This is a genomic window from Vibrio sp. CUB2 (assembly GCF_001557945.1).
GTDB classification, from domain to species: domain Bacteria; phylum Pseudomonadota; class Gammaproteobacteria; order Enterobacterales; family Vibrionaceae; genus Vibrio; species Vibrio owensii.
The window spans coordinates 181,126-197,277 of the sequence record NZ_LNRB01000003.1; the positions used below are offsets into that span (position 1 = coordinate 181,126).

Annotated in this window: 12 protein-coding genes; 7 read left to right on the forward strand and 5 right to left on the reverse strand. The window is 45.7% G+C overall.

Translation table 11 applies throughout. The annotated features are described in order from the left end of the window. Nucleotides 1-302: 302 nt before the first annotated feature. Both ATB78_RS05605 and ATB78_RS05610 read right to left on the reverse strand, forming a co-directional pair. Entirely contained in the window at nt 303-2,468 is a 2,166-nt protein-coding gene (locus ATB78_RS05605; RefSeq protein WP_061008055.1) for a heparinase II/III family protein, read from the reverse strand. Between the two features lie 2 nt (nt 2,469-2,470). Further along, nucleotides 2,471-4,636 carry a heparinase II/III family protein gene (locus ATB78_RS05610; RefSeq protein ID WP_061008056.1) on the reverse strand — a complete coding sequence of 722 codons (2,166 nt, stop codon included), beginning with the start codon at nt 4,634-4,636 and terminating at the stop codon, nt 2,471-2,473. A gap of 420 nt (nt 4,637-5,056) precedes the next feature. Here ATB78_RS05610 and ATB78_RS05615 point away from each other — a divergent pair, with 420 nt between their 5' ends. From ATB78_RS05615 to ATB78_RS05635, 4 genes are all read left to right on the forward strand, one after another. Then, nucleotides 5,057-5,392 carry a cupin domain-containing protein gene (locus tag ATB78_RS05615; RefSeq protein WP_005450851.1) on the forward strand — a complete coding sequence of 112 codons (336 nt, stop codon included), beginning with the start codon at nt 5,057-5,059 and terminating at the stop codon, nt 5,390-5,392. Between the two features lie 34 nt (nt 5,393-5,426). Continuing rightward, a complete protein-coding gene (locus tag ATB78_RS05620) occupies nt 5,427-6,359 on the forward strand; it encodes a sugar kinase (protein ID WP_061008057.1) in 933 nt (310 codons plus the stop codon). A 78-nt stretch (nt 6,360-6,437) separates the two neighbouring features. Next, nucleotides 6,438-7,061: a bifunctional 4-hydroxy-2-oxoglutarate aldolase/2-dehydro-3-deoxy-phosphogluconate aldolase gene (locus tag ATB78_RS05625; RefSeq protein WP_061008058.1), complete on the forward strand. Its 624-nt coding sequence runs from the start codon at nt 6,438-6,440 to the stop codon at nt 7,059-7,061. 1,046 nt (nt 7,062-8,107) lie between these two features. Beyond that, a complete protein-coding gene (locus ATB78_RS05635; protein ID WP_061008060.1) occupies nt 8,108-9,865 on the forward strand; it encodes a sodium:solute symporter family protein in 1,758 nt (585 codons plus the stop codon). Between the two features lie 144 nt (nt 9,866-10,009). Here ATB78_RS05635 and ATB78_RS05640 read toward each other — a convergent pair whose 3' ends face one another. Further along, nucleotides 10,010-10,780, reverse strand: a complete 771-nt coding sequence (locus tag ATB78_RS05640) for a tRNA isopentenyl-2-thiomethyl-A-37 hydroxylase MiaE (protein ID WP_005437159.1) — start codon at nt 10,778-10,780, stop codon at nt 10,010-10,012. Nucleotides 10,781-10,904: 124 nt separating this feature from the next. Next, nucleotides 10,905-11,669 (reverse strand): hypothetical protein, encoded by a 765-nt coding sequence (locus tag ATB78_RS05645; RefSeq protein WP_005437162.1) that lies wholly within the window; start codon nt 11,667-11,669, stop codon nt 10,905-10,907. 341 nt (nt 11,670-12,010) lie between these two features. On the opposite strand from ATB78_RS05645, the gene cysB reads away from it, so the two are divergent. Then, nucleotides 12,011-12,985, forward strand: coding sequence for an HTH-type transcriptional regulator CysB (gene cysB, locus ATB78_RS05650; protein WP_005437164.1), 975 nt, complete (start codon nt 12,011-12,013; stop codon nt 12,983-12,985). A 53-nt stretch (nt 12,986-13,038) separates the two neighbouring features. Continuing rightward, nucleotides 13,039-14,235, forward strand: a complete 1,197-nt coding sequence (locus ATB78_RS05655) for a methyltransferase (RefSeq protein ID WP_061008061.1) — start codon at nt 13,039-13,041, stop codon at nt 14,233-14,235. 93 nt (nt 14,236-14,328) lie between these two features. On the opposite strand, the gene ald is transcribed toward ATB78_RS05655, so the two are convergent. Further along, the gene (ald, locus tag ATB78_RS05660) at nt 14,329-15,453 is read right to left on the reverse strand and encodes an alanine dehydrogenase (RefSeq protein ID WP_061008062.1); all 1,125 of its coding nucleotides are present in this window, start codon (nt 15,451-15,453) and stop codon (nt 14,329-14,331) included. A gap of 156 nt (nt 15,454-15,609) precedes the next feature. On the opposite strand from ald, the gene lrp reads away from it, so the two are divergent. After that, the gene (gene lrp / locus ATB78_RS05665; RefSeq protein WP_005437169.1) at nt 15,610-16,104 is read left to right on the forward strand and encodes a leucine-responsive transcriptional regulator Lrp; all 495 of its coding nucleotides are present in this window, start codon (nt 15,610-15,612) and stop codon (nt 16,102-16,104) included. The last annotated feature ends 48 nt before the right edge of the window (nt 16,105-16,152 follow it).

Sequence of the window (16,152 nt, forward strand, 5' to 3'; positions counted from 1 at the left end):
TCTGGAGAACAAAGATGAAGATGAAAAGCGAACTTCTGTATTTTGGTTGTGGTTAACTAGCGATCTTACGCAACTATTTGCAATGTAATTCTTTAGCATGCTGTGTTGATCTGGAAGCGCGATTGCACTTTGTAGGTGTCAAAGATTAGAAAAGTCGTTCAAGAAGAGAGGGTTACAAGCTATACAATATGAATAATTGTGAGCGAAGATCGGTTTTATGAAGACGAAAAAAAGCCGAACATGACGTCCGGCTTTGAATTAGTTCCCGATTTTTACATTAATTTTCAGTGACTAGCTAAAGATTAAATTTGTGCGAATGCGCCTTCCCAAGTGTAAGTCACACCGTCGAACTCAACGCGATGTGCCGCGTTCTGTTTGTCTTCGTCTAGGTTGCAGATAGCGAAGTGGTAAGTGTTGCCTGTTGTGGTTTGCAGACGAATCACGGTACCCACTTCGTTGTTGCCAACGACGATTACCGACTCTACTAGACCACGAGCGCCAACCGATGCTTCGATAGACTCGTTGAAGTAACCGTGTGTCTCTAGCACAGAAGCAAACACGTGGTTCTGACCAGATTGACGTAAGATCAGTGCTGGTTCGCTCTTCAAGTTGAAGTCTGGATCATTTGCGCCAGTGCGAGTGAAGAACACTTTGCCGCCGTTTGTTGCGCTTGTGATTAGCGAGTAGTAGCTGTTGTCGTGCAACCAACTAACAAGCGAGCTGCCTTGAACTTGGCCTGAACCTACATTCCATAGATGTTGGTAGCCGTTGTCTTCGCCCATTGGGCGTAGCGTGCTTTCTACATCGTATTCAAAATCCGTACGGATGATTTGACCAGAGTAGTGCACTGGCAGGTCGTATTGGTGCTCTTGATCTGCTTCGATGCGGTAAACATCAATCACAAGTGGTTTTTCGAATTCTGGCAATTCAGCAAGAATAATGCTGCGTTGCATGTCTACGCCATTGTAGTAACCAGAGATGCGACCGCTCATGCCTTGCAGTTTTTCGTCATCAGCTTTGAAGAAGTGCTTAGAACCGAACTTGGTTTCTGCTAGCGCTGTGTCGAAGTTGTTTTGCGTCTTTTGGTCAACCGTTACTGTGTTGTGGGCGATCGTCTGCTTACAGTAAGACTTGTTCTCTGGGATGTAACGACCGCCAAATTTAGGCTCAACGTTTACCCAGCGACCAAAGCCGTAATCGTGCAGCACTTCATGACCGCGGTTAAACACGCTCAGGTGAAGACCATCGTAGTGACCGTGGTCTAGCGCTGAGTGGTACTGGTGATCGCTGCCGTGCTGACCAAACCAGATAAGCGCCATGGTGTCATCGTCTTGCTCGTCACGGTGACGAAGAATGCTTACGCCGCCTTTTTCACCTTCTGGACCGTCAGTTACGAATAGGCTACCCCAGTTGAATGGTTTGATGTTGTCTGCGGCTGCAACCGCGTCAGACAATGTTTTGCCTGAGATATGAACCCAAACGTCTTGCTGGTGGTCTGCCATACCAAGTAGCGTTTCAGACTGCTCGTAACGGTGGAAACATACTGACGTTGCCATGATTACGCCTTCATCATTGATCGAAATCGTCTTCGATGAATCGTTCAGTGCTGGCAAAGTACCATCTGGGAATGCCGTCTTAAATACTGCGTAAGACGTGGTCTTGATGACCGAGTCGTTGAACTCGTAAATACCAAGCTCAGGCTGGCGACGTTCAATCGCTTCTGCAAATAGGTAGATTGGACGCAGCGAGAAACGGTGGTAGTAAGGACCTTCCATGTAGTAGCCGTCTGGCGAGAACAGTTGGTCTAACTGAGCTAGGAAGCCGCCGCTAACTTTATCCAGTTTCAAGCCGTAAAGCGCTTTGTCTACTGCATCTTGATCGTTAATTGCGTAACCACAGATACCGACTGCTGCTACAGCCCACAGACCGTGGTTGTGTACGATGTCAAAGTCGTGACCGTAAGTGACTACGAACAGCTCAATCATTTGTTTGAACAGGTCGTTTTCAATCAGTGTTTTTTGCTCTTCTTCCAATGTGTGGTAAATGCAGCTGTACGCACAAGAGGCGTATAGCATCCACATGTTCTCGTTCAGAGTTTGGTGGAAGATCTTACCCGGAGGGTTAGAGTCACGGCTGGTGTTGCTTTCTAGCGTCGGGTAAACCTTCGCGTAAGCCGTTAGCATGTCCACGATGTAATCGCGGTATTTCTGTTCGCCAGTGATAAGGAATAGGCGACCCGCTAGATCAATGTGGATGTAGTTTTGCTTGTGGCGGTTGTGCTCGTAACCGCCGCCTTCGCCGTGACCTGGAACTTCAATGCCGACCTCGGCCATGTAAGCGTCAGTTTGTTTGATGTCACGTGCTAGTGCATTTCCTAATAGGCTATCCGTGCCAAGTGCTTTGCTTAGTTCTGCCGCTTCTTCAAAGTTCATTAATAGCGGTTGGTAAGACTGGGTTTGGTAGCTCATTATTATTTCTCCTGCCCGAATGCATTCACTTCTAGAGAGTAGAAGCCATTCCAGCTGTAGGTTTTACCGTTCATTTCTACTTGGTGTGGGGTTTGGTCGTCAGCGCCTAGAACATTGCTGATCATCACAGTAACCAGTGATTTTTCAGTCGTGATTTCTACGATGCTGCCAACGGCGTTGTAACCCACGACGCGGATATCTTTCACCTGACCACGTGCATTCACCGACTGCTCAAACTCTTCGTTGAAGTAGCCGTGTGTTTCTAGCACAGAAGCAAATAGCGTCGATTCGCCCTTGCTGCGTAGAATGAATGCCGGTTCGCTACGTAGGTTAAAGCTTGGATCATTAGCGCCAGTGCGAGTGAAGATTACTTCATTATCGCCGTTCTGTTTCGCGCTGCTGCTTGTGCCTAACCAAGTGTAGTAGGTGTTGTTTTGTAGCCAGCTAACCAGCGCCGTATCTTGCACTTTGCCGCCTGCTACTTTCCAAAGGTGTTGGTAACCGAAGTCATCGCCAAGCGTGTTCAGTTCACCAAAGCTTTGGTAATCGAAGTTAGTACGTACGATTTGACCATCGTATTGATGAGAGTAGTCGTACTGATGCTCACCTTCACCTTCGATGCGGTAAAGGTCTAGCAATAGCGGTGCTTCAAGCTCATCTAGGTTAAGCATGAACACACTGCGCTGCATGTCTGTGTTCGGGTAATGGTCGTTAGCAAACGCGCTCATACCGTTGATTTCAGTGCCTTCTACTTTGAAGAAGTGAGGCAAACCGTGTACTGAATCAGCGCGGTCTACATCGAAACCATTCTGACATTGCTCATCAATCGTTACCGCGTTATGCGCGATAGTTTGACGTGCGTACGATTTGTTTTCGTCTAGGTAACGACCGCCGAATTTAGGCTCTACGTTTACCCAGCGACAGAAACCGTATTCACGCAGTACTTCTTGACCACGGTTGAAGAAGGTAATGCCAAGCGTATCGAAGTTACCATGTCCCATGCCGTGTTGGCCGTAGTTCATCACAAGCTGTGACACATCACCGGTTTTATCCTGCATACGGATAAAGCCTTGTGCACCGTTGTTACCAGTTGGACCTTCGTTAAGTTCCACACTTGGCCAGAAAGGCATGCCGATTTCACGGTCTGCGATGGCTTTATCGTAAGCTTGAGAAAGCTCAAGACCACATGGGTGCATCCAAACTGCGTTTTGAATCTTCGCCATGCCTAGGATGTTGTCATCCAAGCCGTAGTGCTTGCTGTAAACGCTCACTGCAACTTGAACGCCCATGTCTGTAATGCTCATGGTACGAGATGCATCGTTTAGGGCAGGGAACTCACCATTCGGGTAGGCCGTTGCCAGCATCGCTTGTACTGTGTTGCCAATCACTTTGTCTTTGTAGTTGTAGATGTCTACTTCAGGCATGTGACGGTGTACTACTTCTGCAAATACACAAGTTGGACGAATCGCATAACGATGGTAGTACGGACCTTCCATGTAGTAACCAGAAGGGGCGAACAGTTGCGAGATTTGCGCTAGGAAGCCACCAGTATCATCACGGTCTTGACCGTATACCGACATCTCTAGATATTCAGGTTTGCCAATGGCTAGACCACAAATACCAACAGCCGCAACTGCCCAGATACCGTGATTGTGAATACGGTCGAAATCGTGTGCGTATTTCACTGTGAACATGTCTAGCATTGGTTCGAAAATGCGCTCAACAACGGCTGTGCGCTCTTCTTCTGTCATTACTGATGCCACGCAAGAGTAAGCAAGGCTAGTAAACATTAACCAACAGTGTTCATTAAGGATCTGGTGGAAAAGACGACCTGTTGGGTTAGTGTTTTTCTGTACGTGGAAATCAAAAGTTAGGTACTTCTCTGCATAGATAGCGAGAAGATCTTTAACGAACTGCGCGTACTTTTCTTCTTGAGTGATCAAGAACAAGCGACCCGCTAAGTTCATGTAGGTATAGTTTTGTTTGTGGCGGTTGTGCTCGTAGCCACCCGCTTCGCCGTGACCTGGTACGTCTAGAGGCAGACGCATGAAGGCTTCAAGTTCCTTACGATTCGCTTCAATGGATTTGCCCATTAAGCTCGGCTTTCCGACTTCCTTTCTTAGTAGTTCGACTTCTGCTTCAGTCAACAAAATCGGTTGTGTAGTCATTTCTTTACCACCCTCAGATGAAGTGTGTTGTTTTCTTAAACTTTCTATAAAGTAATACAATATTAAGTTTGGGTGTAGTTTTTGTGGCAAAAAGGGAGAGTGAAATCACGCGAATTTAGCTAACTCATTGATTTATATTGTTGTGGTAATTCTTATTGTGACTGATGTTTCGGCGTTATCAATCGTTAAGTGGAATGCTTTAACGAGCGCCGTTTGATGAATATCACATATTTTTAGATATATTGTATGACAATTAAAATAGATCGGATATGCTCGTTACCAATTCGACAGCAGACCCTTTCGCTTCGCGTTTCACTTTTATCAATACGACGCTTTTTTAAGAGGACCTTTTAATAAAGCATGGTTAAGAATGAAGTGCCGTAGGGTTCGCTTTAATAGAGACTTTTTAGGAGTATGACGATGAATTCTTTCTTTGTATTAGATGAGAACCCGTGGGAAGAGCTAGGCGGCGGTATCAAACGTAAAATTGTTGCTTACACAGATGACCTAATGGCGGTTCACCTATGTTTTGATAAAGGTGCGATTGGCGCTCCGCATACTCACGAAATCCATGATCAAATCGGTTACGTAGTACGTGGCAGCTTTGAAGCGGAAATCGAAGGCGAGAAGAAAGTACTAAAAGAAGGCGACGCATACTTTGCTCGTAAGCACATGATGCACGGTGCGGTTGCACTAGAGCAAGACAGCATTCTTCTAGATATCTTCAACCCAGCTCGTGAAGACTTCTTAAAATAATCTATAGCGCAACCTCAGTTGCTAAGGTGACAACATGAAATCATTAAACATCGCGGTCATTGGCGAATGTATGGTTGAGCTACAGAAAAAGGAAGGTCAGCTAAAGCAGTCATTTGGTGGTGATACGTTGAATACCGCACTGTATTTATCTCGTTTGACCAAAGCTCACGACATCAAAACCAGCTATGTAACGGCTCTAGGTAACGATCCTTTTAGCCAAGAAATGCTATCAGCATGGCAAGAAGAGGGCATCGATACTAGCCTCGTTCTTTCCGTTAAAGAAAAGCAACCAGGTATCTACTACATCGAAACCGATGAAACTGGCGAACGTTACTTCCACTACTGGCGTAACGAAGCGGCCGCTAAGTTCCTATTCGAACAAAATGAGTCTCCGCTATTAGTCGACAAACTTTACTCGTACGATGCGGTTTACTTGAGCGGTATTACATTAGCGATCCTTACTGAAGAAGGTAAGACGCAACTGTTTGGCTTCCTTGAGCGCTTCAAGGCACAAGGTGGTAAGGTTATTTTCGATAACAACTACCGTCCTAAATTGTGGGAAAGCCGCGAGAGTGCCATGTCTTGGTATCTTAAGATCCTTAAGCACACAGATATCGCACTGCTCACATTTGAAGATGAGCAAATGCTTTACGGTGACGAGCATCTAGAACAGTGCATCGAGAGAACCTCTGCACTGGGCGTGGATGAAATCATCATCAAACGTGGTAGCAAAGATTGCTTGGTTGTGGCGAATGGCGAAGCGCAATACGTGGCGCCAAACAAAGTCGACAACGTGATTGATACCACAGCGGCTGGTGATTCTTTCAGTGCAGGCTTCTTGGCGAAGCGTTTGACTGGCGGCAATGCTGCGGAATCGGCTTACTCTGGCCACTGTATGGCTGGCGCGGTAATTCAACATAAAGGTGCCATCATTCCACGTGAAGTGATGCCAGATCTTCCTTTGTAATTCTTTTGCGGAGCGTTGAGTAATCGGCGCTCCGCAGTGATTTATTGAACTCAAGTTAACGACGACGAGTACACTCTTATGACGACATTAAACGAACAACTAGCAAACCTAAAAGTAATTCCTGTTATTGCCATCAACAAAGCAGAAGATGCGATTGCTCTAGGTCGCACTTTGGTTGAAAACGGTATGCCTTGCGCAGAGATCACGTTCCGCACAGAGTGTGCTGCAGAAGCGATTCGTGCTATGCGCGCTGAGTTCCCAGAAATGCTGATCGGTGCAGGTACGATCCTAACTAACGACCAAGTTGACCAAGCGATCGAAGCTGGTGTGGACTTTATCGTAAGCCCTGGTTTTAACCCTCGCACGGTTCAATACTGCCTAGACAAAGGCGTGGCTATCGTACCTGGCGTAAACAACCCAAGTCTTGTTGAGCAAGCGATGGAAATGGGTCTGCGTACACTTAAGTTCTTCCCTGCTGAGCCATCTGGCGGTGTTGGTATGCTTAAAGCACTAACGGCGGTTTACCCAGTGAAATTCATGCCAACAGGTGGCGTGAGCCTAGGTAACGTGGACGAGTACTTGTCTATCCCTTCAGTACTGGCATGTGGCGGTACTTGGATGGTGCCAACAAAACTTATCGATGAAGGTAAGTGGGATGAACTAGGTACATTGGTTCGCGACGCAGTAGCTCACGTAGCATAAGTGTCGTAACACCCCGATAAAACTAGCGAAAGAATGAAAAGCGAGCCTCAGGGCTCGCTTTTTTTGTTTGAAAGTTTGAAAGAGGCGAGATTGGAGAGTCGAGATACGAGAAAAACAAACGAGAGATTAGAATCGAGAAGCGAGATTTGAAAAGTAGAAATGGAAAGCGTTGAATTTTCCTCGCGTCACCCTCGAGAGCGACGAAGGAGCGAGTCGGGGATCTCAGAGAGCCAAATAAGAAACTTCAACAGTGATTTGACTCATCAAAGTAACGACTTGGTACTTGGCGGTGAAAAGAGATTTCCTACTCAGTCGTTCCTCCTTCTAGGAAATGACGGGAAGGAATAGGGATGAAAAATGAGAGGTGATGCATTGGCTTCGGGAGGTGGAAATGGAAAGCGCTGAATTTTCCTCGCGTCATCCTCGAGAGCGACGAAGGAGCGAGTCGGGGATCTCAGAGAGCCAAAGAAGAAACTTCAATAGTGATTTGACCCATCAAAGGAACGACTTGGTAATTTGTGATGAAAAGAGATTTCCTACTCAGTCGTTTCTCCTTCTAGGAAATGACGGGAAGGAGTAGAGGGAGTAGCAATGATATGTGATGTATTAGGTTCGGGAGGTGGAAATGGAAAGCACTGAATTTTTCTCGCGTCATCCTCGAGAGTGACGAAGGAGCGAGTCGGGGATCTTGCTTTTCATTCATCTACTCCCCACTGATAGCTCAATCCTTTTGAAACATCTCATTACGTTTCCCTCAAAGAAATACCGCGCATTTTTGATCTTCCGACAAAGCGTGAAGAAGAAAAATATTCCATACTTTAATGAATTTGCAATAGATTATTTGTATTACAATATAATTGTTTGTTGAGTGGCAGAGATTCTGACTTAGAATGCCAATAGCCCAATAAAACAAAGGATTTCTCGCCAATTTTTCAATGAAATAACTTATGTTCCAGATCACAATTAAAGCTTATTGTAGTACAAATAAAATAATGAACAGAGTAGTCTAGGCGTTAGAAAATGATCAAACTTGAAAGGCTGAAAAAATGACTATTGATACTCTTGTTGTTCTTGCCTACTTCTTCTTCTTAGTTGCAATTGGTTGGATGTTCCGTAAGTTCACTACCTCAACCAGTGACTACTTCCGAGGGGGCGGTAAGATGTTATGGTGGATGGTAGGTGCTACCGCCTTCATGACGCAATTTTCAGCATGGACGTTTACAGGTGCCGCAGGACGCGCGTTCAACGACGGTTTCGTTGTTGTAATCCTATTCTTAGCCAACGCATTTGGCTACTTCATGAACTACCTCTACTTTGCTCCAAAGTTCCGCCAACTACGTGTAGTGACGGCGATTGAAGCAATTCGTCAACGTTTTGGTAAGACTTCAGAGCAGTTCTTCACTTGGGCTGGTATGCCAGACAGCTTGATCTCGGCCGGTATTTGGTTGAATGGTCTTGCGATTTTCGTGGCAGCGGTCTTCAACATTCCTATGGAAGCGACCATCATCGTTACTGGTTTAGTGCTAATGCTAATGGCGGTAACGGGCGGCTCTTGGGCGGTTGTTGCATCTGACTTTATGCAGATGTTGGTTATCATGGCAGTGACGATCACTTGTGCGGTGGCGGCATACTTCCACGGTGGCGGTATTGGCAACATTGTGTCGAACTTCCACGGCGACTTCATGCTGGGTAACAACCTGAACTACGTCAGTATCTTTATCCTTTGGGTAGTGTTCATCTTTGTTAAACAGTTCGGTGTAATGAACAACAGCATCAACGCTTACCGCTACCTATGTGCAAAAGACAGTGAAAACGCACGTAAAGCAGCAGGTCTTGCATGTGTGCTGATGATTGTCGGTCCTATCATTTGGTTCCTACCACCTTGGTACGTTGCGGCATTTATGCCTGATTTCGCAGAGCAATACGGCTCAGTTGGTGGTGATGCAGCTTACCTAGCATTCGTACAAAACGTAATGCCAGCAGGTATGGTGGGTCTTTTGATGTCAGCAATGTTTGCGGCGACCATGTCTTCAATGGACTCTGGTCTAAACCGTAACGCGGGTATCTTCGTGATGAACTTCTACAGCCCAATTGTGCGTCCACAAGCGTCACAAAAAGAGCTGGTTATCGTGAGTAAAGCAACGACTATCGTGATGGGCTTCATCATTATTGGTATCGGTTTGTTCATTAACTCACTACGTCACTTGAGCCTGTTCGATATCGTACTGAACGTGGGCGCATTGATTGGCTTCCCAATGTTGATTCCTGTACTACTTGGTATGTGGATTCGTAAGACGCCGGACTGGGCTGGTTGGGCAACACTGGTTGTTGGTGGCTTTGTTTCTTACATCTTCGGTATCTCACTACAAGCAGAGGACGTAGAACGCCTATTCGGTCTAGAGCAAGCGTTTACAGGACGTGAGTGGGCTGACCTGAAAGTTGGCTTGAGCTTAGCGGCACACGTTGTCTTCACTGGTGGTTTCTTCCTACTGACAACACGTTTTTACAAAGGTCTATCGCCTGAGCGTGAGAAAGAAGTGGACCAATTGTTCGAGAACTGGAACACGCCACTTGTGGCTGACAGCGAAGAGCAGCAGAACCTAGATACAAAACAGCGTGGCATGCTTGGTAAGCTTATCAGCGTAGCGGGCTTCGGTATCCTAGCGATGGCTCTGATTCCAAACGAACCATCAGGTCGACTACTGTTTATCTTGTGTGGTGCGATTGTTCTCTCGGTGGGTGTTCTATTGGTGAACGCAGCACGAGGGCCTAAAAGCCCAAAGTTAGCTAACGCGAAAAGCTAACCACAGTTAACGACTCTCTATGAAAAATCCCACAGTATCGCTACTGTGGGATTTTTTTATTTTCGACTTTAAGCACTAAGAGAAAACCGAGTGATTAGATTGTCTTGCTTCTTGCTTCTTGCTTCTTGCTTAAGGCGATTAGATTTAAGCAGGAATACCACTGTGGAATTTGAAATCTTCGTCTGGCGTTGAAATCAGTTCAGCTTCGATGCGTCCAAACTCTGCAACGCGCTCGCTAATGTCTTTACCCGCGATTTGTTCTGCAAGGACTAGGTAGTCTTGGTAATGACGAGCCTCTGAGCGAAGTAGAGAAACATAGAACTTCGCGATGTCTTCGTCCATGTGTGGAGCCAGCTTCGCAAAACGTTCACATGAGCGAGCTTCTATGTAGGCACCGATGATGAGCTTATCAATCAAGGTTTCTGGCTCATGTGTTTTCATGTTCGAAATCAGCGTTTTTGCATAGCGGCTTGCTGGAATGTTTTTGTATTCCACGCCACGGCTTTCCATGATTTCTAGCACTTGGTAGAAGTGGTGCAACTCTTCTTTGATCAGCAGAACCATCTTGTCGATAAGATCTTGGCTGTACGGCGAATCTGATTTAGCGATGATGGCTTTTGAAATGTTGCTCTTGCCTTTAAGCGTCTCTAGTGAGCCTGTCTTACGGTAGGCAAAGTCCTCGTATGGTTTGAACCAATCGAGTAGGGCATGTGAGCTTGCTTGGTCTACTGCGTATTTACGGATCAGGAACATTGCCGACTGGCCCGCTTTGAGTTCGCACAGTAGGTGGTCTAATAAAATGGTTGGAAGGTTTTCAGGCTTCTTTGCTTCCTCAACCCATTCATCTGGGGTGCTGCATTGCAAGAATTGGTTAATTGGAGCAAGAAGGTCCTGATAGGCGTCGAGATTAATCATTTTAATTTTTAGTACTTTACATTCAATTTTGGTTTATCCGGCCAATGTCTATTCAATCAAGAAGACACAAAAAAGGCTGCAAACGCAGCCTTTAATCGGATAGGGCGGAAAGCTTAAGCGGAGTTTACCACTTTTTCTTCTCGCCGAAGAGCGCATCCATATCACTGTCGCGTTCTTTGTCGGCAATTTGCTGCATTTCTGCTTCATTCTTGTCCTGGCGTTTCTTATCCAAGTCACCAAGCATTTCTTCGAGCTTTTGTTTTGCTTGAATCGAGTAAGCATCATTTTTGGTGCTTAACGCATCAATGCCTTTACGAAGCAGTTGCAGAGCGGTTCCCGGTTGACCGCGAGCAATAGAGTCATTCGCACGCTTAATCACGTTCTCGATGTTGATGCGAATTTGCATCGTTTCAAGACGCGCGTTTTCAGTTACGTAAGTTTGCGTATCTAAACGGCCTTTGTTGTGCTCGTTACGAACCGCATCACGAAGACGTTTCACGAGCTTTAACATTACAATGGCTTGTTTATCGCTGCTTGGCATCTTGAATGTGGTGCTTTCACCGTTTGCACTGCTCTCATTCAATTGAGCAATTTGCTGCTTCATGTTTTCGATGCGCTGCACAAGCTGCTTGTTCTTTGGATCAAGGTCGCGCATGCTTTCAAGTGCATCAAGAATACGATTGTTAAGACACAGCAGTAAGTCCTTGCTGAAAGGAATATGATGAGCGTGTCCAATCAGCTCTTCTGTACCGTCAATCAGTGCCACGTAGCGAGCAGACTCTTGCCTTTTCGCTGTCTCTACTTTGACCTTGTACTGCAACATGATGTTGTAGCCAAGGATCAGTACCAGTAGGATGACTACCAAAGCGATTATTAAACCAGTATTCATATCTTTGCTTCTACTACTTGTTACTTTTCTGTATCCAGCGTTCAAGAATACATGAATCTTATCTTTCTCGGCACCCTATTTATTTGATTATTTTGCTCCAAACACGTTTTCCTGTGGATTTAAGTGAAGAATGCGGTGAGCTGATTAAAAAAGCGAATTTTGAAGGTTCAACTCCATGCATATTTAGATAAGGTGAGTAAACCGCTATGAGCTTGAGCTATAAGTTAGAAATTACTGTTCATTTAGTTGCTAACACGTTATAACTAATCATTATATCTACTCGGGCGAGTAGACTAGATAAGTATGACGTTATTATCTCAATCAATGAGTAAGGGATTACGATGAAACTGCAACAACTGAAGTACATTGTTGAGGTTGTGAACCATAATCTGAATGTGTCTGCGACAGCAGAAAGCCTATACACTTCTCAGCCGGGCATCAGTAAACAAGTCCGTCTATTGGAAGATGAGCTGGGTATTCAGATCTTCGAACGAAGTGGTAAACACTTAACGCAGGTGACACCCGCCGGTGAAGAGATCGTGCGAATTTCTCAAGAGATTCTAGCGCGTGTTGAAAGCATCAAAGCCGTAGCAGGGGAGCATACTCACCCTGAGATGGGCACACTGAACATTTCGACCACACATACCCAAGCACGCTATGCTCTTCCTGACGTGATCAAAGGCTTTACGGCACGTTACCCGAAAGTATCGCTGCACATGCACCAAGGTACGCCTTCGCAAATGTCTGAAGCGATTGCCAAAGGTACGGCAAACTTCGCGATTGCGACCGAAGCACTTCATCTATACCAAGATGCCATCATGCTGCCTTGTTACCACTGGAATCGTTCTATCGTGGTACCAAAAGACCACCCATTAGCGAAGAAAGACCGCGTAACTATCCACGATTTAGCCGCTTATCCGCTAGTGACTTATGTATTCGGCTTTACAGGCCGTTCGGAGTTGGATACCGCATTTAACCGTGAAGGTTTAACACCACGCGTTGTGTTTACTGCAACGGATGCTGACGTGATTAAAACTTACGTCCGTATGGGCATTGGTGTTGGTGTGATTGCGAGCATGGCAGTTGATGAAGACCAAGACAGCGATTTAGTCGCGATTGATGCAAGCCACTTGTTTGGCGCGAGCACAACGAGCATTGGCTTCCGTCGTGGTACCTTCCTTCGCTCTTACATGTTCGACTTTATGGAGCGTTTTGCACCGCATTTAACTCGTCCGGTTGTAGAGCAAGCGATCTCGCTTAAATCAAACACCGAAATTGAAGAGATGTTTAAAGACATCGAGCTTCCGGTCAGATAACACTTCATTGATGTTTCGATTCCCTCTACAATGCGCTCGTTGTAGGGGGAGCTATGAAAACGCAATTTCAATTTATTAATGACTGCTTAATCGAAAACCAATCTTTGTGGCGATTCGAGCCTTTTAAAAGCAGCATTCACGCATCATTACCTTGGCAAGCGCAGCATCCTCAGCTGTGCCAGTGGTTAGCGTCTCTTTCTCCCTCTCAGATTGAAGAATACAAAGCGGAACCGGAACTTGCCTTAAAAGCACTTAGTCCGTTTTTGCCTGAACTTGAACAACTTTCAGAACTCACTCGCTTAGAACCGCTAGCTTTAAAAGGCTTGGAACTCGTTCGTGGTTTAGATAACGGCATTCCCGGTCGTAAGTTAGAGCAAATTAGTTCGATGGGTGAAGCTGCGATTCAGCTTCATCATGGTGATGAATGGTTAGAGTGGTGCTCAGGCAAAGGTTATTTAGGGCGAATTCTGACCACACAAACCGATCAGCCTGTCACCAGTTTTGAATACCAACAAGCGTTGTGCGATTCGGGGCAACAAGCAGCCAATGAGCATCATTGGAAGATGACGTTTATTCAAGGCGACGCGTTCGATAGCAAAGCGAAAGCGGTGTTTAAGCCAACGCAACACGCAGTTGCCCTTCATGCCTGCGGTGATCTTCATGTTCGCTTGATGCAATACGGTAGTGAAAACGGTATTGCCGCGATGACAATCTCGCCTTGTTGTTATCACTTGATTCAGTCTGAGCAATATCAGCCGATGTCGGTGCAGGGTAGGGCTTCTTCTCTCTCATTATCTAAGCAAGAACTGCGTATTCCGCTGCAGCAAACCGTCACTGGTGGTGAACGCGTACGACGCCATCGTCAGCAGGAAATGATGTTCCGTCTTGGGTTTGATTTGATCACGCGACAAGTTTTGGGGATGGCAGAGTATCAGCCTGTGCCGAGTATTCGTAAGTCGCAATTAAGTGATGGTTTTGAATCGTTATGTCGCTGGGCAGCGGAGCAGAAGGGCATCGATCTTTCTCAAGAAATCGACTTCGATCATTTTGAAAAGTTAAGCGAACAGCGCTTTTGGCAAATGGAGCGTTTGAGTCTGGTCCAGTTGGTATTTCAACGTCCGTTGGAGATTTGGCTCGCTTTAGACAAAGCACTTTATCTTGAAGAACGTGGTTATCGTGTTAGATTGGCAGAGTTTTGCGCTAAATCTGTCACACCTCGAAACATTTTAATTTGCGCTTATAAGATTTAGATCTTTTTTATAGCTAAATGCTCTATGCAAAAAAGCCCACTTTCCAGTGGGCTTTTGTAAACAAAACGTGACAATTTATGCGTTATTTTGTCATTAGTTGAACATTGCAATAGCTTGCGCTGGTTCAACGTATTCTAGGTCAAAGCTCTCAGCAACTTCTTTGCAAGTCACTTTACCGTGGATAACGTTTAGGCCTTCAAGGAAACCTTTGTCTTCCAGAAGTGCTTCACGGTAGCCTTTGTTTGCTAGCTTCACGATGTAAGGAAGCGTTGCGTTGTTCAGTGCAAATGTTGAAGTACGAGCAACTGCACCTGGCATGTTTGCTACACAGTAGTGAACCACTTCGTCAACGATGTAAGTTGGTTCTGCGTGCGTTGTCGCGTGAGAAGTTTCGAAACAGCCACCTTGGTCGATAGCAACGTCAACCACCGCGGCGCCTGGCTTCATCTTAGCGATGTGCTCTTTTGTTACCAATTTAGGTGCTGCAGCACCAGGGATTAGAACCGCACCGATCACTAGGTCTGCTTCTAGAACATGCTTCTCAATAGCGTCTTCAGTAGAATAAACCACTTTAGCGCGACCTTGGAATTCTTCGTCTAGTTTACGCAGTGTATCTACATTACGGTCAAGGATTGTTACGTCCGCACGAAGACCTACAGCCATACGAGCTGCGTTCGCGCCAACGACACCACCGCCGACTACAACAACTTTCGCTGGCTCAACACCAGGTACGCCACCTAGTAGTAGACCACGACCGCCGTGTGATTTTTCCAACGTTTGCGCACCTGCTTGAATAGACATCCGACCTGCCACTTCTGACATTGGTGCTAACAGTGGCAAACGACCCATATTATCTGTTACAGTCTCATACGCTATACAGACAGCTTTGCTCTTGATTAGCTCTTCAGTTTGTGGAAAATCTGGTGCTAGGTGTAAATAAGTAAATAAAATCTGCCCTTCGCGGAGCATTGCTCTCTCGACAGCTTGGGGTTCTTTTACTTTTACAATCATATCTGCTTTCGCAAAAACGTCTGTAGCAGTAGGAAGAATGGATGCGCCTACAGCGATGTAATCATCGTCTGAAAAACCAATGCCGGCACCTGCATTGGTCTCAACCAAAACTTGGTGACCATGTGAGATAAGTTCTCTCACGCTAGCTGGGATCATACCCACACGGTATTCGTGGTTTTTGATTTCCTTAGGTACGCCAATGATCATCCTGTGTCCTCTTTCTAAAATGGTTGTATTAACTGTTTGTAGGGTGTTATTGTCGAATTAATATCTAGTATAGATGTTGATTTGTAATATTTGGCACCAAATATTACAAAGTTGTAGTATATTTTTTTGCAAGGAAGTAATAAGGTGGAATAAAAAATGGCAGACAACTATAAGAAGCCGTCCAAGGAACTAGACCGTATCGACCGCAACATTCTTAATGAACTGCAGAAAGACGGTCGTATTTCGAACGTTGAACTTTCAAAACGTGTAGGACTTTCTCCAACGCCGTGTTTGGAGCGTGTGCGTCGCTTAGAGCGTCAAGGTTATATCACTGGGTACACTGCGTTATTAAACCCGCAGTTCCTAGATGCATCACTGTTGGTATTCGTAGAAATTACCCTTAACCGTGGTGCGCCTGATGTATTCGAACAGTTCAACGCGGCTGTTCAAAAACTAGACGATATCCAAGAGTGTCATCTAGTATCAGGTGATTTCGACTATCTTCTAAAGACTCGTGTATCAGACATGGGTGCTTACCGTCGACTACTAGGCGATACGTTACTGCGTCTTCCAGGCGTGAACGACACTCGTACCTACGTAGTTATGGAAGAAGTGAAGCAAACTAACCAGCTTGTGATTAAAACTCGTTAAATTCTTGCAAAGAAAGCGGTAAATGCTTCCGCTTTCTCGATAGAGTAA

Excerpts from the sequence above, each read along its gene's own strand:
- ald (WP_061008062.1), bottom strand. The coding sequence starts at position 15,453 with ATGATCATTGGCGTACCTAAGGAAATCAAAAACCACGAATACCGTGTG.
- cysB (WP_005437164.1), top strand. The coding sequence starts at position 12,011 with ATGAAACTGCAACAACTGAAGTACATTGTTGAGGTTGTGAACCATAAT.
- ATB78_RS05615 (WP_005450851.1), top strand. The coding sequence starts at position 5,057 with ATGAATTCTTTCTTTGTATTAGATGAGAACCCGTGGGAAGAGCTAGGC.
- lrp (WP_005437169.1), top strand. The coding sequence starts at position 15,610 with ATGGCAGACAACTATAAGAAGCCGTCCAAGGAACTAGACCGTATCGAC.
- ATB78_RS05655 (WP_061008061.1), top strand. The coding sequence starts at position 13,039 with ATGAAAACGCAATTTCAATTTATTAATGACTGCTTAATCGAAAACCAA.
- ATB78_RS05625 (WP_061008058.1), top strand. The coding sequence starts at position 6,438 with ATGACGACATTAAACGAACAACTAGCAAACCTAAAAGTAATTCCTGTT.
- ATB78_RS05605 (WP_061008055.1), bottom strand. The coding sequence starts at position 2,468 with ATGAGCTACCAAACCCAGTCTTACCAACCGCTATTAATGAACTTTGAA.
- ATB78_RS05610 (WP_061008056.1), bottom strand. The coding sequence starts at position 4,636 with ATGACTACACAACCGATTTTGTTGACTGAAGCAGAAGTCGAACTACTA.
- ATB78_RS05640 (WP_005437159.1), bottom strand. The coding sequence starts at position 10,780 with ATGATTAATCTCGACGCCTATCAGGACCTTCTTGCTCCAATTAACCAA.
- ATB78_RS05635 (WP_061008060.1), top strand. The coding sequence starts at position 8,108 with ATGACTATTGATACTCTTGTTGTTCTTGCCTACTTCTTCTTCTTAGTT.
- ATB78_RS05645 (WP_005437162.1), bottom strand. The coding sequence starts at position 11,669 with ATGAATACTGGTTTAATAATCGCTTTGGTAGTCATCCTACTGGTACTG.
- ATB78_RS05620 (WP_061008057.1), top strand. The coding sequence starts at position 5,427 with ATGAAATCATTAAACATCGCGGTCATTGGCGAATGTATGGTTGAGCTA.